21 protein-coding genes are annotated in these 20945 nt (G+C 70.7%); 17 read left to right on the forward strand and 4 right to left on the reverse strand.

The genetic code is table 11. From position 1 onward, the window contains the following. Positions 1-123: 123 nt before the first annotated feature. Entirely contained in the window at positions 124-552 is a 429-nt protein-coding gene (locus Q2K21_RS07480; protein WP_310767341.1) for a hypothetical protein, read from the forward strand. 106 nt (positions 553-658) lie between these two features. On the opposite strand, the gene Q2K21_RS07485 is transcribed toward Q2K21_RS07480, so the two are convergent. Next, on the reverse strand, positions 659-1288 hold the full coding sequence (locus Q2K21_RS07485) for a TetR family transcriptional regulator (protein ID WP_310767343.1): 630 nt from the start codon (positions 1286-1288) through the stop codon (positions 659-661). A gap of 135 nt (positions 1289-1423) precedes the next feature. Here Q2K21_RS07485 and Q2K21_RS07490 point away from each other — a divergent pair, with 135 nt between their 5' ends. The 3 genes from Q2K21_RS07490 to Q2K21_RS07500 all read left to right on the forward strand — a co-directional run bounded on the left by Q2K21_RS07490 (position 1424) and on the right by Q2K21_RS07500 (position 3203). After that, positions 1424-1591: a hypothetical protein gene (locus Q2K21_RS07490; RefSeq protein ID WP_310767346.1), complete on the forward strand. Its 168-nt coding sequence runs from the start codon at positions 1424-1426 to the stop codon at positions 1589-1591. A gap of 38 nt (positions 1592-1629) precedes the next feature. Further along, complete coding sequence (locus tag Q2K21_RS07495; protein ID WP_310767350.1) at positions 1630-1926, forward strand: DUF4190 domain-containing protein; 297 nt, start codon at positions 1630-1632, stop codon at positions 1924-1926. A gap of 113 nt (positions 1927-2039) precedes the next feature. Next, positions 2040-3203: a cysteine desulfurase family protein gene (locus Q2K21_RS07500; RefSeq protein WP_310767353.1), complete on the forward strand. Its 1164-nt coding sequence runs from the start codon at positions 2040-2042 to the stop codon at positions 3201-3203. Between the two features lie 221 nt (positions 3204-3424). Here Q2K21_RS07500 and Q2K21_RS07505 read toward each other — a convergent pair whose 3' ends face one another. Continuing rightward, the gene (locus Q2K21_RS07505; RefSeq protein ID WP_386276020.1) at positions 3425-4090 is read right to left on the reverse strand and encodes an N-acetylmuramoyl-L-alanine amidase; all 666 of its coding nucleotides are present in this window, start codon (positions 4088-4090) and stop codon (positions 3425-3427) included. A 79-nt stretch (positions 4091-4169) separates the two neighbouring features. On the opposite strand from Q2K21_RS07505, the gene mnmA reads away from it, so the two are divergent. Continuing rightward, a complete protein-coding gene (gene mnmA / locus Q2K21_RS07510; RefSeq protein ID WP_310767360.1) occupies positions 4170-5294 on the forward strand; it encodes a tRNA 2-thiouridine(34) synthase MnmA in 1125 nt (374 codons plus the stop codon). Positions 5295-5389: 95 nt separating this feature from the next. On the opposite strand, the gene Q2K21_RS07515 is transcribed toward mnmA, so the two are convergent. Both Q2K21_RS07515 and Q2K21_RS07520 read right to left on the reverse strand, forming a co-directional pair. Beyond that, positions 5390-6172, reverse strand: coding sequence for an alpha/beta fold hydrolase (locus Q2K21_RS07515; protein ID WP_310767363.1), 783 nt, complete (start codon positions 6170-6172; stop codon positions 5390-5392). Positions 6173-6246: 74 nt separating this feature from the next. Continuing rightward, positions 6247-6570, reverse strand: a complete 324-nt coding sequence (locus tag Q2K21_RS07520) for a DUF427 domain-containing protein (RefSeq protein WP_310767365.1) — start codon at positions 6568-6570, stop codon at positions 6247-6249. Between the two features lie 50 nt (positions 6571-6620). On the opposite strand from Q2K21_RS07520, the gene Q2K21_RS07525 reads away from it, so the two are divergent. The 12 genes from Q2K21_RS07525 (at position 6621) to Q2K21_RS07580 (ending at position 20920) form a co-directional block, all read left to right on the forward strand. Beyond that, positions 6621-7160, forward strand: coding sequence for an LOG family protein (locus Q2K21_RS07525; protein WP_310767367.1), 540 nt, complete (start codon positions 6621-6623; stop codon positions 7158-7160). A gap of 24 nt (positions 7161-7184) precedes the next feature. Continuing rightward, on the forward strand, positions 7185-7874 hold the full coding sequence (locus Q2K21_RS07530; protein ID WP_310767370.1) for an SDR family oxidoreductase: 690 nt from the start codon (positions 7185-7187) through the stop codon (positions 7872-7874). 52 nt (positions 7875-7926) lie between these two features. Next, positions 7927-8355 carry a hypothetical protein gene (locus Q2K21_RS07535; protein ID WP_310767373.1) on the forward strand — a complete coding sequence of 143 codons (429 nt, stop codon included), beginning with the start codon at positions 7927-7929 and terminating at the stop codon, positions 8353-8355. 9 nt (positions 8356-8364) lie between these two features. After that, positions 8365-9372 carry a methionine synthase gene (locus tag Q2K21_RS07540; RefSeq protein ID WP_310767376.1) on the forward strand — a complete coding sequence of 336 codons (1008 nt, stop codon included), beginning with the start codon at positions 8365-8367 and terminating at the stop codon, positions 9370-9372. A 15-nt stretch (positions 9373-9387) separates the two neighbouring features. Next, positions 9388-11580: an NAD-dependent DNA ligase LigA gene (ligA, locus tag Q2K21_RS07545; RefSeq protein ID WP_310767379.1), complete on the forward strand. Its 2193-nt coding sequence runs from the start codon at positions 9388-9390 to the stop codon at positions 11578-11580. A gap of 227 nt (positions 11581-11807) precedes the next feature. Beyond that, entirely contained in the window at positions 11808-14123 is a 2316-nt protein-coding gene (locus Q2K21_RS07550) for a putative bifunctional diguanylate cyclase/phosphodiesterase (protein ID WP_310767382.1), read from the forward strand. A gap of 157 nt (positions 14124-14280) precedes the next feature. Then, a complete protein-coding gene (gatC, locus tag Q2K21_RS07555; RefSeq protein WP_003973500.1) occupies positions 14281-14577 on the forward strand; it encodes an Asp-tRNA(Asn)/Glu-tRNA(Gln) amidotransferase subunit GatC in 297 nt (98 codons plus the stop codon). Positions 14578-14583: 6 nt separating this feature from the next. Next, positions 14584-16086 (forward strand): Asp-tRNA(Asn)/Glu-tRNA(Gln) amidotransferase subunit GatA, encoded by a 1503-nt coding sequence (gene gatA / locus Q2K21_RS07560; RefSeq protein ID WP_310767426.1) that lies wholly within the window; start codon positions 14584-14586, stop codon positions 16084-16086. After that, a complete protein-coding gene (locus Q2K21_RS07565; protein WP_310767429.1) occupies positions 16083-16325 on the forward strand; it encodes a hypothetical protein in 243 nt (80 codons plus the stop codon). Before gatA ends, Q2K21_RS07565 begins: the two co-directional genes overlap by 4 nt. 15 nt (positions 16326-16340) lie before the next feature. After that, on the forward strand, positions 16341-17855 hold the full coding sequence (gene gatB / locus Q2K21_RS07570) for an Asp-tRNA(Asn)/Glu-tRNA(Gln) amidotransferase subunit GatB (protein ID WP_310767432.1): 1515 nt from the start codon (positions 16341-16343) through the stop codon (positions 17853-17855). 271 nt (positions 17856-18126) lie between these two features. Next, complete coding sequence (locus Q2K21_RS07575; RefSeq protein ID WP_310767435.1) at positions 18127-20367, forward strand: MMPL family transporter; 2241 nt, start codon at positions 18127-18129, stop codon at positions 20365-20367. Continuing rightward, positions 20345-20920 (forward strand): GNAT family N-acetyltransferase, encoded by a 576-nt coding sequence (locus tag Q2K21_RS07580; protein WP_310767437.1) that lies wholly within the window; start codon positions 20345-20347, stop codon positions 20918-20920. Before Q2K21_RS07575 ends, Q2K21_RS07580 begins: the two co-directional genes overlap by 23 nt. Positions 20921-20945 lie beyond the last annotated feature (25 nt).

Here is a 20945-nt window from a genome sequence, read left to right on the forward strand (position 1 = left end):
GGTCTCTTGGGATGCGCTTTACCCGGCGCACAGGCCGGGGACAGGAAGGACTCAAGGGAGCCCTAAGCGCCGTTGGTTGAGTGCCCGCCTCAGGAACCCTCATCTTCCTTGGAGTTGTTTCTCATGAAGCGTGTGCGTCTCGTCCCCGCGGTGGCCCTGCTGGCGCTCTCGCCCCTCGTCCTGACGGCGTGCGGCTCCGGCGACTCGTCGTCCTCGAACGGCAACTCCGGGCAGCAGCAGGCCTGTCAGGCCCCGTCCGGCATGCCGACCGGCGGCGCCTCCGGCCGGCCGAGCGGCGCTCCCTCGGGCGCCCCGTCGGGTGCGCCCACGGGCGCGGCGGCCTCGGGCAAGCCGACCGGCACTCCCTCCGGCATGCCGTCCGGCGCGCCCGGCGGCGGTCAGGGCGGCCCCGGCGGCGGCCAGGGAGGAGGTCAGCCGGGCGGCGCCGGCCAGGGCGGCGGCTGCGGAGGCCAGGGAGGCGGTCAGCCGGGCGGCGGCCAGGCGCAACAGGCACAGCAGGGGCAACAGGGGCAGCAGGCGCAGCAGGGCTGACCTGGACTCGGTACTCGGTACTCGGTACTCGGTACTCCATGCTCCGTACGACAGAGGCGGCGCACTCGGTGAACGGGCGCGCCGCCTCCGCTCGTGTCCGTCCCGGTCAGGCCGGCCAGTGGTGGCGGCCGATGCTGATGAGCCGCATCTGACGGGCCGCGACCTGGGCCACGCGCTCGCGCTCCTCCGGCGGCGCTTCCAGCGCCTCCAGGAAGAGTGAGGCGGTGATCAGCATCTGGTCGACGTACAGATGAGCGAGCATGAGCAGGTCGTCGTCGCTCCACCCCGCCGACTCGGGGTCCTTGGCCAGCTCGGCCTTCACCTCCTCGGTGAACCGGGCCAGTTGCTCCCGGATGGCCTCTCGTACGGGCTGCACCCCGCCGTGCCGTTCACGGGCGATGAACCGGACGTGGGCGGGGTGGGTGTCCACGTGGCGGGCGATCAGATCGACGGCGCGGGCTATGCGTTCGGCGCTGTCGCCGGTTCCGCCGGACACCGTCGTCGCGATCATCGGGTGCAGGCTGCCCAGTGCCTCCTCGACGAGGGCCACACCGAGGTCCGCGGTCGAGCGGAAGTGCCGGTAGAAGGCGGTCGGGGCGACGCCGACCGCCCGGGTGACCTCGCGCAGTCCCAGGCTGCTCAGGCTTTGCTCCTCCAGCAGTCCGAGCGCCGCGTCCAGGAGCGCCTGCCGGGTCTTCTGCTTCTGGGCCTGTCGGATGCCGAGGGTGTGACTCATGCCATGCAGTTAACAACTGTTCTCTGGAATTGAAAAGCCGTGGGACGCGCTAGACTCAGAAGTCAGTGAACAACTGTAACTACAACCGTTCACCGAAACGTCACGAGAGGCAATCTCGGAGGGGGATCTCGTCCCATGCTGTTCCTCGTCGCCGCACTCCTGCTCCTGGGCATGGTCCTGGGCACCGTGGCCCACGCCCCGCTCTCCTTCACCCTCGTCGCCGCGGCCGTCATCGGTGCCTGGCTCGTGGTCTTCGCCGTCCGCGAGCGGCACGCACGCCGGCGGCATCCGTCGGCCCACTGATCCACCGAACACCGACCGACCCTCGGGAGCTGACCGTCATGCAACTCACCGCCGCACGAACCGCACGAACCGAGGACACCGCCGCACCGGCCCGCCGCAGCGGTGTGCGCGACACGGACGGCATGGCCGTCGCGTCCTTCATCCTGGGCCTGCTCGGCCTTCTCGTCCTGAACGTCTTCCTGGGGCCGATCGCCATCGTCCTGGCATCGGTCGCCCTGTGGCACGGCACGAAGCGCCGGGGCCGCGCACTCCTCGGCCTGGGCCTGGGCATCGCGGACCTCGTGGTCCTGGTGACCTTCATGCAGCTGGACCACACCGTGTCCTGGAGCTTCTAGACCGCTGCGGGTACCGCCGCCGGTACCCGGGGCGAGAACCGGCCGCACCGCACCGCACACACGGCCCTCCAGGGCCGAGGCCGAAAAGGGACGGCCCTAGAATTGGGCCCACCATGGCTTACCTCGACCACGCCGCGACCACCCCGATGCTCCCCGAGGCGGCAGAGGCACTGACCGCGCAGCTCGGCATCACCGGCAACGCCTCCTCGCTGCACGCGTCCGGCCGTCGCGCGCGACGCACCGTCGAAGAGGCCCGCGAAACCCTCGCCGAAGCGCTGGGCGCCCGCCCCAGCGAGGTCGTCTTCACCTCCGGTGGCACCGAGGCCGACAACCTCGCCGTCAAGGGGCTGTACTGGTCCCGCCGCGCCGCCGATCCCGCCCGCACCCGCGTCCTCGCCAGCCCCGTCGAGCACCACGCGGTCCTCGACGCCGTGCACTGGCTCGGTGAGCACGAGGGCGCCACCGTCGAGTACCTGCCCGTCGACCCCTACGGCCGCGTCCACCCGGAGGCCCTGCGCGAGGCCATCGCCCGCAACCCCGACGACGTCGCCCTGGTCACCGTCATGTGGGCCAACAACGAGATCGGCACGCTCATGCCGGTCCGCGAACTGGCCGATGTGGCAGGTGAGTTCGGCATCCCGCTGCATGCCGACGCGGTCCAGGCCTTCGGTCAGGTCCCGGTCGACTTCGAGGCCTCGGGCCTCGCCGCGATGACGGTCTCCGGCCACAAGATCGGCGGTCCGTACGGCATCGGCGCGCTGCTCCTCGGCCGCGCGTACAGCCCCGTACCGGTGCTGCACGGCGGCGGCCAGGAGCGCCATGTCCGCTCCGGCACCCTCGACGTGCCGGCCATCGCCTCCTTCGCGGTCGCCGGACGGCTCGCCGCCGAGCAACGCGCGTGGTTCGCCCGCGAGATCGGCGGCTTGCGCGACGACCTGATCGCCGCGGTCCGTGCGGCCGTCCCGGACGCGATCCTGGGAGGGGACCCGGTGGACCGACTCCCGGCCAACGCGCACTTCACCTTCCCGGGCTGCGAGGGCGACTCCCTGCTCCTGCTGCTGGACGCGCAGGGCATCGAGTGCTCCACGGGCTCCGCCTGCACGGCCGGTGTCGCCCAGCCGAGCCATGTCCTCCTCGCCACCGGCACCGATCCGGACCTGGCCCGCGGCACCCTGCGCTTCTCCCTCGGCCACACGTCCACGGAGGCCGACGTCGAGGCGGTCGCCAAGGCGATCGGCCCCGCGGTGGAGCGTGCGCGCACCGCGGGACTGACCTGACGGCGGGAGCGCGGACATCGGACTTAGGGGGACGTCATGGACGCTGTGAGGGCGCAGTGACCGTGACGGCCCCACAACTGCCTTGGACAAAAGACAAGTTGTCGCGCCCCTGATCGCGTGAAGGGTGCGGGACGCATCGGACACACGCTTCTCGAAGGCCGCTCACAACGTCGATGGAGAGTGACTTGGGTCACATTCTCCTAAGGCTGTGTACGCGCTCCTCAAGCGCCCTGCGCGCGCTGTGCCCCGGCTGTCCGGGCGCTGCGTACGAGCCTCATATACCGGTCCCAGTCCCAGTGCGGCCCCGGATCCGTGTGGTCCGTGCCCGGCACCTCCACATGTCCGATGATGTGCTCGCGGTCGACGGGTATGCCGTACCGCCCGCATATCCCGGCCGTGAGCCGCGCCGACGCCTCGTACATCGCGTCCGTGAAGGAGGAGGCGCGCTCCACGAAGCCCTCGTGCTCGACTCCGACGCTGCGCTCGTTGTACTCACGGTTGCCCGCGTGGAACGCCACGTCCAGCTCGCGGACCATCTGCGTGACGTGGCCGTCCTTGCGCACGATGTAGTGCGCCGCCGCGCCGTGCGCCGGGTCCTGGAAGACCTTCACCGCGCTGCGGTAACCGCCCTGGGTGACATGGATGACCACACGGTCTATGCCGTAGTCGTCGGGCCGGTCCGCGCGCCGCAGGTTCGCCGACGACGCGGCTACCCACTGCGCGCCCCGGAAGTCGACCGCGCCCTCCACCCGCGGCTTCTCCACGCCGGGCAGCCGCCACCACAGGTGCGCCAGCTCCTGCCGTGCCAGCGCGACCGTGCCCACCCCGGCCGCCGCGCCGCCGACCAGCAGCGCCCGCCGCCCGAGCCGCCGGTCGCCGTCTCTCACCGCTTTCCGATCCCCCACATGAACGTCAACGGATACTCGCGGGCCCCGGTTCCCTTGGGCCCCGTACTCTTGAAGGGCTATGACTGACATCCCGCAGCGCCCCCTCCGCGTCCTCGCCGCCATGTCCGGCGGAGTCGACTCCGCCGTCGCCGCCGCCCGCGCCGCCGAAGCGGGCCACGACGTGACCGGCGTGCATCTCGCGCTGTCCGCGAACCCGCAGTCGTTCCGCACGGGCGCGCGCGGCTGTTGCACCATCGAGGACTCGCGCGACGCCCGCCGCGCCGCGGACGTCATCGGCATCCCGTTCTACGTCTGGGACCTCGCCGAGCGCTTCCGTGAGGACGTGGTCGAGGACTTCATCGCCGAGTACGAGGCCGGGCGCACCCCGAACCCGTGCCTGCGCTGCAACGAGAAGATCAAGTTCGCGGCGCTCCTGGACAAGGCGCTGGCGCTGGGCTTCGACGCGGTCTGCACGGGCCACTACGCCAAGGTCGTGGTGAGCGAGGACGGCACGCGCGAGCTGCACCGCGCCTCCGACATGGCCAAGGACCAGTCGTACGTCCTCGGCGTGCTGGACGAGAAGCAGCTGGCGCACGCGCTCTTCCCGCTCGGCGACACGGTCACCACGAAGGACGAGATCCGCGCGGAGGCCGAGCGCCGGGGCCTCGCGGTCGCCAAGAAGCCCGACTCGCACGACATCTGCTTCATCGCGGACGGCGACACCCAGGGCTTCCTCGCCCGGCGCCTGGGCACCGCGGAGGGCGACATCGTCGACGAGTCCGGCACCAAGCTGGGCACGCACGAAGGGGCGTACGGTTTCACGATCGGCCAGCGCAAGGGCCTCAGGATCGGCACCCCGGCACCCGACGGCAAGCCGCGCTACGTCCTCGACATCTCGCCGGTCACCAACACGGTGACGGTGGGCCCGGCGCCCTCCCTGGACGTCGCCGCCCTGACCGCGATCAAGCCCCGCTGGTGCGGCGCGGCTCCGTCCGGCCCCGGCACGTACACGGCCCAGCTCCGCGCCCACGGCGGCGAGACGGAGGTGACGGCGGAGCTGGTCGACGGCGAACTCCAGGTGCGCTTCACCGAGCCGGTCCGCGGCGTCGCCCCCGGCCAGGCGATCGTGCTGTACGACGGCACGCGCGTGGTGGGCTCGGCGACGATCGCGACGACCACGCGCGCGACCACCGCGGTGGCCTGACGACAACCTTGTGGGTCGATACGCCGGACGCTGCGGGGCAGTGCACCTGACCCTGCGGGGCGGTGCACCTGACCCTGCGGGGCAATACACCTGGCTCACACCTGGCTCGCGAAGAACTCAGCGAGGACCGGCGCCAGCACCTCAGGGTCCACCATGTGGGTCTGGCCCTCCAGGGTGCGGTACGTGCCCTGGGGTGCCGACTCCGCGACCGCCCGCGTCGCCCTGCGCAGCCACTCGGGGCTCGCGGCGCCCGCGAGGGCCAGGACCGGGACGGTGATCGAGGCGAGCCGGTCCCGGGGGACCAGGCCGTCGCCCATCACGGCGTCGTCGTACGCGAGGGTCGGTGCGATCGCCTCCATGCCGGCCCACATGGGGGACTGGCGGGCGTTCGCGATCATCTCCGGAGCCAGGCCGGTGAGCGTGAGGAACAGCTCGACCGCGTCCCCGCGGCGGCCCTGGGCGAGCGCCTCGGTGAGGTTCCTGGTGTACTCCGCGCGCTCCTCGGCGCCGCCGTAGTCGGCGAACGGCGTCTCGTAGACGGCGACCGAGCGGACCGGCAGTCCGCTGGCCGCCGCCTCCAGTGCCAGCGCGCCGCCCGACGAGATGCCGTACAGCGCCGCCTCGCCGCCCGCCGTCTTGATCAGCGCCGCGAGGTCCTCGACCTCGCGGGCCACCGCGTACGGCGCCGTGTCGTCGCTCTCACCGCGGCCCCGGCGGTCGTACACGATGACACTGAAGCCGTTTGAGAGGCGCGCGGCCAGGGGCGCCACCGTGGCGCCCGTGGACATCGCGCCGCTCACCAGGACGACCGCCGGGCCCTGTCCGGTGCGCTCGTACGCGAGAGTGGTGCCGTCGCGCGAGATGGTCTGCTTGTCCATGTCTGTGAGACTGCCGCACGAAACGGCATTAAAACGGCATTAAGCGGTCACGACACTTCTACTACTTCAAGCGGTCACGACACTTCTGCTTCGTAGAAGCAGAAGTGGTCCTTGATCTGCGCGACCTCCGGCTTGGGGTCGGGATACGCCCAGACGAGGTCCGCCGCGTCCGGCAGGGACCAGTAGGACGCGGTGCCCTTGAACGGGCAGACGGTGTGCGTGTCGGATGCGGTCAGCAGGTCGAGGCGTACGTCCTCGGCGGGGATGTAGTACCGCGGGGGACAGCCGGTCTCGCGCAGGACGAGCGCGCGGTCGCTCTCCGCCAGGACCTGTCCGCCGTGCACCACGCGCACGTGCTGGTCGCCTTGCTCGATGGTGATCGTGTGTCCTTCGGTCATACCGGAAAAGCGCTCGCGGGACCCTGGTTCTTCCCGCGTACGGTGGCGGCATGAACATCTGCGTCTTCCTCTCCGCCGCCGACCTCGACGACCGCTACACGCGCCCCGCCCGTGAATTCGCGGAACTGCTGGGCAAGGGCGGGCACACCCTGGTCTGGGGCGGCTCGGACGTCGGTCTGATGAAGGTGGTCGCGGACGGGGTGCAGGAGGCCGGCGGCAGGCTGCTGGGCGTGTCCGTGGAGTTCCTGGCGGCCAAGGCCAGGGCGGGCGTCGACGAGATGGTGATCGCCAAGGACCTCGCCGAGCGGAAGAGGCTGCTCCTGGAGAAGGGCGACGCCGTGGTGATCATGGTCGGCGGGACCGGGACGCTCGACGAGGCGACCGAGATCCTGGAGCTGAAGAAGCACGGGCACACCGACAAGCCGGTGGTCCTGCTGAACACGGAGGGCTTCTACGACGGCCTGAAGGAGCAGTTCCGGCGTATGGAGGACGAGGGTTTCCTGCCACGTCCGCTCGCGGACCTGGTGTTCTTCGCCGAGGAGCCGGTGGGGGCGCTGGCGTATCTGGAGGAGTCGCTCGGTATCCAGTAGGGCCGTGATGCGAGCATGGCGGACATGGCTACTCATGTGATCACCGGGGCGGGTTCCGGCATCGGCGCGGCCGTGGCCCGCCGCCTGCACGCGCGCGGGGACGACCTCGTGCTGCACGCGCGCGACGCGGGGCGGGCGAAGGACCTGGCGGCCGAGTTCCCCGGGGCCAGGACCCTGGTCGGCGACCTCGCGGATCCCGACAAGCTGTCCTGGGCGTTCTCCCACCAGAGCCTGCCGGACCGGGTGGACTCGCTCCTGCACATCGCGGGCGTGGTCGACCTGGGCCCGGTGGGCGAGCTGACCCCGAAGTCCTGGCGCCACCAGCTCAACGTCAACCTGATCGCCCCCGCCGAACTGACCCGCCACTTCCTGCCCCAACTCCGCGCCGCCCGCGGCCACGTGGTCTTCGTTAACTCGGGCGCCGGCCTGACCGCCCACGCCGACTGGTCCGCGTACGCCGCGTCGAAGCACGGTCTCAAGGCCCTCGCGGACTCGCTGCGGCACGAGGAGCACGGCAACGGCGTCCGCGTCACCTCCGTCTACCCCGGCCGCACCGCCAGCCCCATGCAGGCCAAGGTCCACCAGCAGGAGGGCAAGGACTACGACGCGTCGAAGTGGATCGACCCCGAGTCGGTCGCGACGACGATCCTGATGGCCATCGACCTGCCGAGGGACGCGGAGATCAACGACGTGACGGTGCGGCCGGGGCGCTGAATCCGGTCGGGGGAAGAGACAGGGAAACAGACAGGGGGAGAGGCAGGGGGCGATGAAGAGCGGTGACGAGATCCGGGCCTGGCTGGACGACGTCTGGGGCCGCACCGAGGCCGCGGTGGTCCTGGCCCGGGGGGACGACGGCGGTCCGCCGGCCAAGCGTCGCGTCCTCGCCGAGGTGTACGACGACGACGCCCTCGCGGAGCTGCGGGAGCTGACCACGTCCGGCGAGTTCACGGGCGACATCTGCCGCTGCTTCGGCAGCCTGACCGTCGCCCTGCTGGACGCCCGCGGCGACTTCATCGGCAGCGGCAGTTACCACGGCCAGGACGCCATCTCCTGGGAACGCGGCAGTTTCCGCAACAACCTGGAGGTCGCCGACCCGGAGGGGTTGGACGCCTTCTTCCGGCGGCACGGGGTATACCGGTTCTTCCGGCGGCACGGGGTGTACCGGCCGCGCGACCGGACACCGGAGGGTGCGTAGGCTGCCGGGGTGAGTGAAAACAGCCAGTTCAGGTTCGGTGCCGCCACCGGGGTCGGGTCCATGCCAGGCGGGGACGCTCGGGAGGCGGCGAAGACCGTCACCGGGAGCTTCGAAGACTTCCCGTTTCTCGCCGAACTGCCGGCCCGGGGGCCCGGTGCGGACATGATCGGGCGGACCGCCGGGATGCTCGTCGACCTGTACGCGCGCGTGGAGCCCAGCGGCTGGCGGTTCGGCGACCGGCCGGGGCGGGACACCAAGCGGGCCCGCTCCTGGCTCGGCGAGGACCTCGACGCGCTGGAGGAGTTCACCCAGGAGTACGAGGGGGCGCTGAAGGTGCAGGCGGTGGGGCCCTGGACGCTGGCCGCCGCGCTGGAGCTGAAGAACGGCGAGGCCGCGCTCTCCGACGCCGGCGCCTGCCGTGATCTCGCCGGGTCGCTCGCCGAAGGGCTGGGGCTCCACCTCGACGAGGTGCGGCGTCGCGTGCCCGGTGCCCGGATCGTGCTGCAACTCGACGAGCCGTCGCTCACCCCCGTACTGCGCGGGCAGGTGAGGAGCGCGAGCGGCTACCGCACCCACCGGGCCGTGGACCGGCAGGTCGTCGAGGCCACGCTGCGGGACGTCGTCGGGGTTCACGCCGAGGGCCCGGTCGTGGTCCACTCCTGCGCACCGGACGTCCCGTTCGCCCTCCTGCGCAGGGCGGGCGCGGCCGGTGTCTCCTTCGACTTCTCGCTCCTCACCGAGCGTGACGACGACGCGATCGGAGAGGCGGTGGAAGGGGGCACCCGGCTCTTCGTCGGGGTTGTCCCGGGCACGGACGGCCCATTGTCAGACCCTGCCGGTAGCGTCATGGGTGTCAGGACGCTGTGGCGCAGGCTGGGGCTGCGTCCGGGGCTTCTCGCGGACGCGGTCACGGTCACGCCGACGTGCGGGCTCGCGGGCGCTTCCCCGGACTACGCACGCAAGGCGCTCGCCCACTGCGTCCGGGCGGCGAGGTCCCTCGCGGACAACCCAGAGTAACGGGAGGACAACACGGTGGCCGGCGACAAGCAAGCGGAGACGACGGTGCCCGTCGAGGCACGGGAGCAGCACGCGCAGCTCGCTGAGCAGATCGAGGAGCACCGCTTCCGGTACTACGTGAAGGACGCTCCCGTCATCAGCGACGCGGAGTTCGACACACTCCTGCGCTCCCTCGAAGCGCTGGAGGACGAGTATCCCGAGCTGCGCACGCCCGACTCGCCGACCCAGAAGGTCGCGGGGGCGTACGCGACGGAGTTCACGGCCGTCCAGCACCGCGAGCGCATGCTCTCCCTGGACAACGCGTTCGACGACGAGGAACTCGCCGCCTGGGCCGACCGCGTCGCCAAGGAGACCGGCACCTCCGCGTACCACTTCCTGTGCGAGCTGAAGGTCGACGGCCTCGCGGTCAACCTCACCTATGAGCACGGTCGTCTCACACGCGCGGCGACCCGTGGCGACGGCCGCACCGGAGAGGACATCACCCCCAATGTCCGTACGATCACGGAGATTCCGGACCGGCTGAAGGGTGACCGCGTCCCGGACCTCGTGGAGATCCGCGGCGAGGTCTACTTCCCGATGGAGAAGTTCGAGGAGCTCAACGCCCGCCTCGTGGAGGGCGGTGACAAGCCCTTCGCCAACCCGCGCAACGCGGCGGCGGGCTCCCTGCGCCAGAAGGACCCGCGCATCACCGCCACCCGGCCGCTCCACATGGTCGTCCACGGCATCGGCGCCCTGGAGGGCTTCGAAGGCCTCACCCGCCTCTCCGAGGCGTACGACCTGCTGCACACCTGGGGTCTGCCCACCGCCAAGTACAACAAGGTGGTCGACGACCTCGACGGAGTACGGGAGTTCATCGCGTACTTCGGCGAGCACCGTCACTCCGTGGAGCACGAGATCGACGGGGTGGTGGTGAAGCTCGACGAGATCCCGCTCCAGGGCCGTCTGGGCTCCACCTCCCGCGCCCCGCGCTGGGCGATCGCGTACAAGTACGCGCCGGAAGAGGTCAACACCAAGCTCATCAACATCCGTGTGGGCGTGGGCCGTACGGGCCGGGTCACGCCTTACGCGCAGGTGGAGCCGGTCACGGTGGCCGGCTCGGAGGTCGAGTTCGCCACCCTGCACAACCAGGACGTGGTCAAGGCCAAGGGTGTGCTCATCGGCGACACGGTGGTGCTGCGCAAGGCCGGTGACGTCATCCCGGAGATCCTCGGCCCGGTCGTCGACCTGCGCGACGGCACCGAGCGCGAGTTCGTGATGCCGTCCGAGTGCCCCGAGTGCGGTACGCCGCTCAGGCCGATGAAGGAGGGCGATGTCGACCTGCGCTGCCCGAACGCCCGCTCCTGCCCCGCCCAGTTGCGTGAACGCCTGTTCTATCTCGCGGGCCGTAAGGCGCTGGACATCGAGCACTTCGGGTATGTCGCCGCGGCGGCGCTGACCATGCCGCTGGAGCCCGGAACGCCACCGCTGAAGAACGAGGGCGACTTGTTCGACCTCACCGTAGAGCAGTTGCTGCCCATCAAGGCGTACGTGCTCGACCAGGACAGCGGTCTGCCCAAGCGCGACCCGAAGACCGGCGAGGAGAAGATCGCCACGGTCTTCGCCAACCAGCAGGGCGAGCCCAAGAAGAACGCGATCGCGATGCTGGAGAACATCGCGGCCGCCAAGGAGCGTCCACTCGCGCGCATCCTGACCGGTCTGTCGATCCGTCACGTCGGCCCGGTTGCCGCCGAGGCGCTGGCCCGCGCCTTCCGCTCGATCGACCGCATCGAACAGGCGACCGAGGAGGAGCTCAAGGACACCGATGGTGTCGGTCCGATCGTGGCAGCCGCGGTCAAGCAGTGGTTCGCCGAGGACTGGCACCGAGAAATCCTCCGTAAGTGGAAGGCCGCAGGCGTCCGTATGGAGGACGAGGGCTCAGGGGAGGACGAGGGTCCGCGCCCGCTGGAGGGACTCACGGTCGTCGTCACCGGGACGCTCGCGCACCACACGCGGGACGGCGCGAAGGAGGCGTTGCAGAGCCGCGGAGCGAAGGTGACCGGTTCTGTTTCGAAGAAGACGTCCTTCGTCGTCGTAGGTGACAATCCCGGATCGAAGTACGACAAGGCGATGCAGCTGAAGGTTCCGGTGCTCAATGAGGACGGCTTCGCCGTCCTGCTGGAGCAAGGGCCGGAAGCGGCTGCGGAAGTCGCCCTTCCGACCGGTGAGTAGCGGTTCAAGGCCACCCGTTCGGCGCATACCAGATGCATACGGGTGGCCGGGGCGCATTCGGGCAACCGTCGACGACCGCTGCCCGTGGAAGCCTTCTGCGGCCTACTGTTGAGGTGTGCGCCTGCCGTGCCCGGACGCGTGGTGGGTTTTCAGACGCTGTGCCGTTGACGGTTCGTCGGGCATTGGGCCGCGTGGCGTGGGCACCGCCGGCTGTGAGAGGGACGGGAATGGAACCGACCGAGAGCGCTGCCTCGGACTCACGGCTGCGCCGGATGTCCGGTGCCTGGCGCGCGGGCCGCCGGAGTGGGCGGCCTTCGGAGCGCACGGGCGCGGACGGCCGAAACGCCGTGCCGGGGACCCTTCCCGGTGTGCCGCACGCACCGGGAGGCGTCCCCAGAGCACCGAGGACCATCCCGGGGGTCGGAGGCGTACCGGGGATCGCCCCCGTGACCGGACCGCTTGCCACCGGGCATGCCACCGAACCGCCCGGCCACGACAGCGAGCGGCACATGTCCTGGCCCGCGCTGCCCGCGGCGGTGGTCGCGGGCGCCGGGTTCGCCCTCGGCGTCGGCTTCTACCGCGCGTTCGGCGGACACCACGCGCTCTTCCCGTCCGGCACGGTCGGCTGGTCCCTGGCCGTGCTCACCGGCATCATCGTCGGCCACCTGGTCGCGCTCGGCCGCGCCCGCTGGTGGGGCGGCACGGGCTCGGGCGCCGCCCTGACCCTCGCCGTCCTGCTGCTGTACGGCTGGGTGCCCGCCGGGATGGTCAGCCTCACCGTCGTCGTACTGGTCGGCATAGCCCGGCTGGACCGCTGGCGGCAGGGCATACTGCACGGCTCGGTCGACATTCTCGGCATCGGCGCCGGGGCGCTCGTCCTGGCCGCCTTCGGACGCGTCCCGACCGTCGAGACGCCTTGGGACCCGCAGAGCTGGACCGTCTACACCGCGCCCGAGGTCGCCCTCGTCGCCACCGCCTACCTCGCGGTCACCCGGCTGCTGCTGTGGTACCTGCACGCGCCGCGCGCCGGCGGGCTGCCCACCGTCGCCCGCACCGCCCTGGTCCGGCACGGGCTCGTCGCGATCGCGCTGTTCGGTATCGCGCCGCTGGTATGCGTGGTCGCCGTCGCCCAGCCCATCCTGCTGCCGCTGTTCTCCATCCCGCTCATCGCGCTCGACTCCACCCTGTGGATAGCCCGGGCCCGGGCCGAGGAACAGCTGCGTGACCCGCTGACCGGACTGCCCAACCGGCAGTGGCTGCTGGAGCGCACCTGGACGGCGCTCGACGACGCCGAGCGGATCGGGGCGAGGTCCGCCCTGATGCTCATAGACCTCGACCGCTTCCGGTCGGTCAACGACACGCTCGGCCATCTCGCCGGCGACCGGCTGCTTCTCCAGATAGCCGAGAGACTGCGGCTGGCGCTGCCGCGCGGGGCGGAGGCCGCGCGGCTCGGCGGTGACGAGTTCGCCGTGTTACTGCCCGTCGCGGACTCCACGACGTCCGCGTCACGGGCGGCCCGCAACCTGGTCTCGGCGCTCAGCTCGCCGCTCGACCTCGACGGGCTCACGCTCGTCCTGGAGGCCAGCGCCGGGGTCGCCGTCTTCCCCGACCACGCGCTCGACGCCGAGGGGCTGCTGCGGCGGGCGGACGTCGCGATGTACCAGGCGAAGCGGGACCGTACAGGGGTGGAGGTGTACGAGTCCAAGCGGGACTCGAACACGCCCGACCGGCTCGGACTGCTGGGTGATCTGCGGCGCGCGCTGGACGCGCACGAGGTGGAACTGCACTACCAGCCCAAGGTCCGCTTCGACGGGCAGGTCGCGGGGCTGGAGGCGCTCGTACGGTGGGTGCATCCCGAGCGCGGGAAGGTGCCGCCGGACGAGTTCATCGCGATCGCGGAGTCGTCCGGGCTGATGCCGCACCTGACGGAGTACGTGCTGGAGACGGCACTCGGCCAGGTGGCGCGGTGGCGGGCGCAGGGGCTTCAGGTGCCGGTGGCCGTGAACGTCTCGCCGCGGGACGTTCACACGCCGGGCTTCGCGGGCGCGGTGGCCGCGCGGCTGGCGCGGCACGGGGTCCCGGCGGGAGCGCTCCAACTGGAGATAACGGAACACGTGCTGCTGGAGGACCCGCAGCGGGCGGCGGACACGCTGGCGGGGCTGACCGGGCACGGCGTGAAGATGTCGCTGGACGACTTCGGCACCGGCTACTCGTCGCTGGTGCATCTGCGGCGGCTGCCGGTGAGCGAGCTGAAGATCGACCGGTCGTTCGTGGCGCGGCTGGCCGTGGACGCGGAGGACGCGGAGATCGTCCGTTGCACGGTGGACCTCGCGCACTCCCTGGGGCTGCTCGTCGTCGCGGAGGGGGTCGAGGACGACGAGACATGGGAGCGGCTGCGGGATCTGAGGTGCGACGCGGTACAGGGCTGGCTGGTCGCCGCGGCGATGCCGGCGGAGGAGGCCACGGCGTGGCTGCGGGCGCGGGGGGCTCGGGGGTGGCAGCGTCCTGCCGCGGCGCTGCCCGCGGTCGCGACCGACGAGTAGTCGCGCATTACTTACTTACTTCCCTCCCTCCCCCCTTCTTCGCGGGGTGCGGGCAATCCCTTTGGGACGGGGCCCGGGCAATCCCATGCGCGGGCATCCCTGCTCGCGCCATAGGATTGGGCCCAAACCACACACACTCACCCCAGAGGATCGCTGCATGCCTGGCATCACGCGCGAGGAGGTCGCCCACCTCGCCCGGCTGGCGCGTCTGGAGCTGAAGCCCGAAGAGCTCGAACACTTCGCAGGCCAGCTCGACGACATCATCGGCGCGGTCGCCCGCGTCAGTGAGGTCGCCGACCAAGACGTACCGCCGACCTCCCACCCGCTGCCGCTGACCAATGTCATGCGCCCGGACGAGGTCCGTCCGTCGCTCACCCCCGAGCAGGCGCTGTCCGGCGCCCCGGCCCAGGAGCAGCAGCGTTTCAAGGTGCCGCAGATCCTGGGGGAGGAGTAGTTCGCCATGACGGACAAGAACAGCATCATCCGGCTCACCGCCGCCGAGACCGCCGCGAAGATCGCCTCCGGCGAGCTCACCGCCGTCGAGGTCACCGAGGCCCACCTCGCCCGGATCGAGGCCGTCGACGAGAAGGTGCACGCCTTCTTGCACGTCGACCGCGAGGGCGCCCTCGCGCAGGCCCGCGCCGTCGACGAGAAGCGGGAGCGCGGTGAGAAGCTCGGCCCGCTCGCCGGTGTGCCCCTCGCGCTCAAGGACATCTTCACCACCGAGGGGATCCCGACCACCGTCGGCTCCAAGATCCTCGAAGGCTGGATCCCGCCGTACGACGCGACCGTCACCAAGAAGCTGAAGGCCGCCGACGTCGTCATCCTCGGCAAGACCAACATGGACGAGTTCGCCATGGGGTCCTCCACCGAGAACAGCGCGTTCGGACCGACGGGCAACCCGTGGGACCTCACCCGCATTCCCGGCGGATCCGGCGGTGGGTCGTCCGCCGCGCTCGCCTCCTTCCAGGCGCCCCTCGCCATCGGCACGGACACCGGCGGCTCCATCCGCCAGCCCGCTGCCGTCACCGGCACGGTCGGCGTCAAGCCGACGTACGGCGGTGTCTCCCGCTTCGGCATGGTCGCCTTCAGCAGCAGCCTCGACCAGGGCGGCCCCTGCGCCCGTACGGTCCTCGACGCGGCTCTTCTGCACGAGGTCATCGCGGGGCACGACCCGCTGGACTCCACCTCGATCGACGCGCCCGTACCGCCCGTCGTCGAGGCCGCCCGCAACGGCTCCGTGCAGGGCATGCGCATCGGTGTCGTCAAGCAGTTCCGCGGCGAGGGCTACCAGGCCGGTGTCGTGCAGCGCTTCGACGAGTCCGTCGCGCTCCTCAAGAAGCTGGGCGCCGAGATCGTCGAGCTGGACTGCCCCTCCTTCGACCTGGCGCTGGCCGCGTACTACCTGATCGCCCCGAGCGAGTGTTCGAGCAACCTCGCCCGTTTCGACGGTCTGCGCTACGGCCTGCGCAACGGCGACGACGGCACGCACTCCGCCGAGGAAGTCACCTCCCTCACCCGTGCGGAGGGCTTCGGCCCCGAGGTCAAGCGCCGCATCATGCTCGGCACGTACGCCCTCAGCTCCGGCTACTACGACGCGTACTACGGCTCGGCCCAGAAGGTCCGTACGCTCATCACGCGCGACTTCGAGAAGTCGTTCGAGAAGGTGGACGTGATCGTGTCGCCCACGACCCCCACCACCGCCTTCCCGATCGGCGAGCGCGCCGACGACCCGATGGCGATGTACCTGGCGGACCTGTGCACCATCCCGGTCAACCTGGCCGGCAACTCCGCCATGTCCCTGCCCTGCGGCCTCGCGCCGGAGGACAACCTCCCGGTCGGCCTGCAGATCATCGCCCCGGCGATGAAGGACGACCGGCTGTACAAGGTCGGCGCCGCCGTCGAGGCCGCCTTCGTGGAAAGGTGGGGGCACCCGCTTCTCGAGGAGGCTCCGTCGCTGTGAGTAAGGCACTGTCCAAGGCCAAGGGCTTCAAGAAGTCCAAGTCCGGTACGTACCTGTCCATGGCCACCACCGCGTTCGGCGCGTTCGGTGTCGCGAAGCAGGTCAAGAAGGCCCGCCTCGAACACGACACGCTGCGCCTGATCGACGCCGCCGTGTCCGCCGCCGCCATCGTCACCGGCCTCGCCCTCCTCGTCCGCGAGCTGAAGCGGCTGGGCGACGACGACGTCCTGCTGGGCTGAGAGGGAAGTTTCACCGTGACCACCACGACCGACCTGGTGTCGTACGAGGACGCGCTGGCGTCGTACGACCCCGTCATGGGCCTTGAGGTCCATGTCGAACTCGGCACCCACACCAAGATGTTCTGCGGCTGTTCCACGGCGCTCGGCGCCGAGCCCAACTCGCAGACCTGCCCCACCTGCCTCGGCCTGCCCGGCTCGCTCCCGGTCGTCAACGCGACCGGCGTGGAGTCCGCGATCAGGATCGGTCTCGCGCTGAACTGCGAGATCGCCGAGTGGTGCCGCTTCGCCCGGAAGAACTACTTCTATCCGGACATGCCGAAGAACTTCCAGACCTCCCAGTACGACGAGCCGATCGCCTTCAACGGCTACCTCGACGTGCAGCTGGAGGACGGCGAGACCTTCCGCGTGGAGATCGAGCGCGCCCACATGGAGGAGGACACCGGCAAGTCCACCCACGTCGGTGGCGCCACCGGCCGTATCCACGGCGCGCAGCACTCGCTGCTCGACTACAACCGCGCCGGCATCCCGCTCATCGAGATCGTCACCAAGCCGATCGTCGGCGCCGGGGAGCGCGCGCCCGAGGTGGCGAAGGCGTACGTGCGTGAGCTGCGCGAGCTGATCCGTGCGCTCGGCGTCTCGGAGGCCCGTATGGAGATGGGCCAGATGCGCTGCGACGTGAACCTGTCGCTGATGCCCAAGGGCTCGGACAAGTTCGGCACGCGCTCCGAGACGAAGAACGTCAACTCGCTGCGTTCCGTCGAGCGTGCGGCCCGGTTCGAGATCATGCGCCACGCGGCCGTGCTCTCCTCCGGCGGCACGATCATCCAGGAGACCCGCCACTTCCACGAGGACACGGGCTCGACGACCTCGGGCCGGGTGAAGGAAGAGGCCGAGGACTACCGGTACTTCCCCGAGCCGGACCTGGTCCCGGTCGCGCCCTCGCGCGAGTGGGTCGAGGAGCTGCGCACCGCGCTGCCGGAGCTGCCCCTCGTGCGCCGCAACCGGCTGCTCGGGGAGTGGGGCATCTCCGCCACCGACATGCAGGCGATCCTCAACGCCGGCGCCCTGGACCCGATCGTCGCCACCATCGAGGCGGGCGCCGACGCGGCCTCCGCGCGCAAGTGGTGGATGGGCGAGCTCGCCCGCAGTGCCAACGAGTCGGGCAAGGCCCTGGACGAGCTGGCCATCACGCCGGAGCAGGTCGCCCGCGTCACCAAGCTCGTGGCCTCCGGCGACCTGAACGACAAGCTGGCCCGCCAGGTCATCGAGGGTGTCCTCGCGGGTGAGGGCACACCGGACGAGGTCGTCGAGAAGCGCGGTCTGAAGGTCGTCTCCGACGAGGGCGCCCTGACCACCGCCGTCGAGGAGGCCATCGCCGGCAACCCGGCCATCGCGGACAAGATCCGCAGCGGCAAGGTGGCCGCGGCCGGCGCCCTGGTCGGCGCGGTCATGAAGGCCACCCGCGGCCAGGCCGACGCCGCCCGCGTCAAGGAGCTGATCCTGGAGAAGCTGGGCGTCAGCGAGGGCTGAGCGAACCCGTAGAGCGGTTCCGAGGGGCAGTACACCGAACCCGGTGTACTGCCCCTCGATTTGCTTATAAAAACCTTATTAAACGACACCATTGCTGGGATTGTCCTGTGACGTGGGTCCCACTGCTGTGAGTAACCCCACGAAAGTGACAAACGATCTTTTTCGGCTGCGAAGGTATTGGGGATTGCTCAAGCGTTCTTTGCGGGCTGTTCAGTTTCATCAGCTGCTGTTCCCGGTCAAAGATCCACCAAACACCTCCGGGAGCACGTTCGTGGCAGCCCTTGCACGCTGGTGTGTACGCAACCGCCTCGTCACCGTTCTGCTCTGGCTGATCGCCTTCGCCGGTGTCAGCGCCGCAGCGGCCGCCACGGGCTCCGCGTACTCGAACGACTACGCCGTCCCCGGCACCGAGTCGAACCGCGCCGCCCAGCTGCTCGAAAAGGGCTTCCCCAGCCTCGGTGGCGACAGCGACACGGTCGTCTGGCACACCAGCCCGGGCAGCGTGAACGCCGCCGACGTCGAGCAGGCGATGACCCGCGCCCTGGACCGGATCGCCGACCTGCCCGGCGTCGCCTCCGTCACCAGCCCCTACGAGGGCAGTCACGGCGGCCAGGTCAGCCGTGACGGCCGTACCGCCTACGCCACGATCACCTTCGACCAGCAGACCGAGAACATCGGCAAGGGCGAGGCCCAGGCCGTCGTCGACACCGCCAAGGCCGCCGAGACCGGCGGCCTGGAGGTCGAACTCGGCGGCGGCGCCATCAGCCTCACCCAGTCGCAGGGCGGGCACCTCGCCGAGATCGTCGGCGTGGTCGTGGCCGCTGTGGTCCTCTTCCTCGCCTTCGGCTCGCTCGCCGCCTCCCTGCTGCCCATCGCGACCGCGCTGATCGGCGTCGGCACCGCGTACGCCGGGATCGGCCTGCTCGGACACGCCATGACCGTCGCCGACTTCGCGCCCATGCTCGGCATGCTGATCGGGCTCGGCGTCGGCATCGACTACGCGCTGTTCATCGTCACCAGACACCGCCGCAACCTGAAGCGGGGCGTCCCGGTGGCGGAGGCCGCCGTGAGCGCCGTCGCCACCACCGGCCGGGCCGTCGTCTTCGCGGGCGCCACCGTGTGCATCGCGCTGCTCGGCATGCTGATCCTGCGACTCGGCTTCCTCAACGGTGTCGCGGTCGCCGCCTGTCTGACCGTCATCCTCACCGTCGCGGCCTCCGTGACCCTGCTGCCCGCCCTGCTGTCCTTCATCGGCCCGCGCGCCCTCAGCAGGCGTGAGCGGCGCAGACTGTACGAGCACGGGCCCGAACCGGAGGTACCGACCGGGCTCGCCGCCCGCTGGTCCGCGTTCGTCGAACGCCACCCCAAGAAGCTCGGCGTCGTCGCCCTCGCCGTCATGGCCGTCCTCGCGCTGCCCACGCTCTCTCTCCACCTGGGCACCTCCGACCAGGGCAACGACCCGAAGTCGTCGACCACCCGGCAGGCGTACGACCGCCTCGCCGAGGGCTTCGGGCCCGGTGTCAACGGCCCGCTCACCCTCGTCACCCACGTCGGCGGCGCCGAGGACAAGCTCGCGCTCGACAACCTGGACAGCACGCTCGCGGCCACCAAGGGCGTCGCCTCGGTGAGCCCGGCGACGTACAACACCAGCGGTGACACGGCGTACCTGACCGTCGTCCCGGACTCCGCCCCGCAGGACCGGCAGACCAGCGACCTGGTGCACCGGCTGCGCTCCGAGGTGCTGCCGCGCGCCGAGCAGGGCACCTCGCTCGACCTGCACGTGGGCGGGGTGACGGCCGGCTACGACGACTTCGCCGCCGTGATCGTCGGCAAGCTGCCGCTGTTCGTGGGCGTGGTGATCGGACTGGGCTGCGTCCTGCTCCTGCTCGCCTTCCGGTCCCTGGGCATCCCGCTCAAGGCCGCCGCGATGAACGTCGCCGCCGTCGCCTCCGCGTTCGGTGTGGTGGTCGCGATCTTCCAGTGGGGCTGGGGCAGCGAGCTGCTGGGGCTCGGCCGCGCCGGTCCGATCGAGCCGTTCCTCCCCGTGATCATGGTCTCGGTACTCTTCGGGCTCTCCATGGACTACCAGGTGTTCCTGGTCAGCCGCATGTACGAGGAGTGGCTGGAGACCGGCGACAACCGGCGGGCCGTGCGCGTCGGCCTCGCCGAGACCAGCCGGGTGATCAACTCGGCGGCCGTCATCATGATCTCCGTCTTCCTCGCCTTCGTGCTCAGCGGTGACCGCGTGATCGCCATGTTCGGCATCGCGCTCGCCGCGGCCGTCGCCCTCGACGCCTTCATCCTGCGCACGCTCCTCGTCCCCGCCCTGATGCACCTGCTGGGCGGCGCCAACTGGTGGCTGCCGTCCTGGCTGGAGCGCCGATTGCCGCGTATCAGCATCGAACCGCCAGAGTGCCGTGCGACGATTCCGGGGCGGCGCGCTGACGAGGACGTGCTGGTGGACGTACTGGTGAAGGAGCGGCAGCAGGATGTACGCGATATCCCTGGGTGACGACGGAGCCGAACTGCGGCCGCTGGCGCCCTGGCACGCCGAGGAGTTCCTGGCACACCTCGACCGAGGGCGCGAGTTCATCACCGAGCACATCCCGTTCGGGACGAACGCCACGGATGTCGACTCCGCCCGTGCCGTCCTTCAGACGTGGGCCGACAAGCAGGCCGCCGACAACGGCGGCCTGCACGGGCTGTGGCTGGAGGGGAAGCTGGTCGGCGGTGTGCTCTTCCGCGTCTTCGACGCCGAGGGCGGCAACTGCGAGGTGGGCTGCTGGCTGGAACCCGCGGCGACCGGGCGGGGACTGGTCACGCGCGCGATACGGGTGCTGATCGACTGGGCGGTCGACGAGCGCGGCATCCACCGGGTGGAGTGGCAGGCGTCGTCCGCCAACGTACCGAGCCTCAATGTGGCGCGACGGCTGGGCCTGAGCCGTGACGGTGTGCTGCGGGAGGACTTTTTGTACCGCGGCGTACGCCAGGACACCGAGGTCTGGTCGGTGCTCGCGTCCGAGTGGCGGGCGGCACGCGCGCGCAGCGCTCGCGACGATCATTAAGGGACCTCTCAGACAGCCTCCGTAC

It is taken from the genome of Streptomyces sp. CGMCC 4.7035 (assembly GCF_031583065.1).
Taxonomy (GTDB): Bacteria; Actinomycetota; Actinomycetes; order Streptomycetales; family Streptomycetaceae; genus Streptomyces; species Streptomyces yaanensis.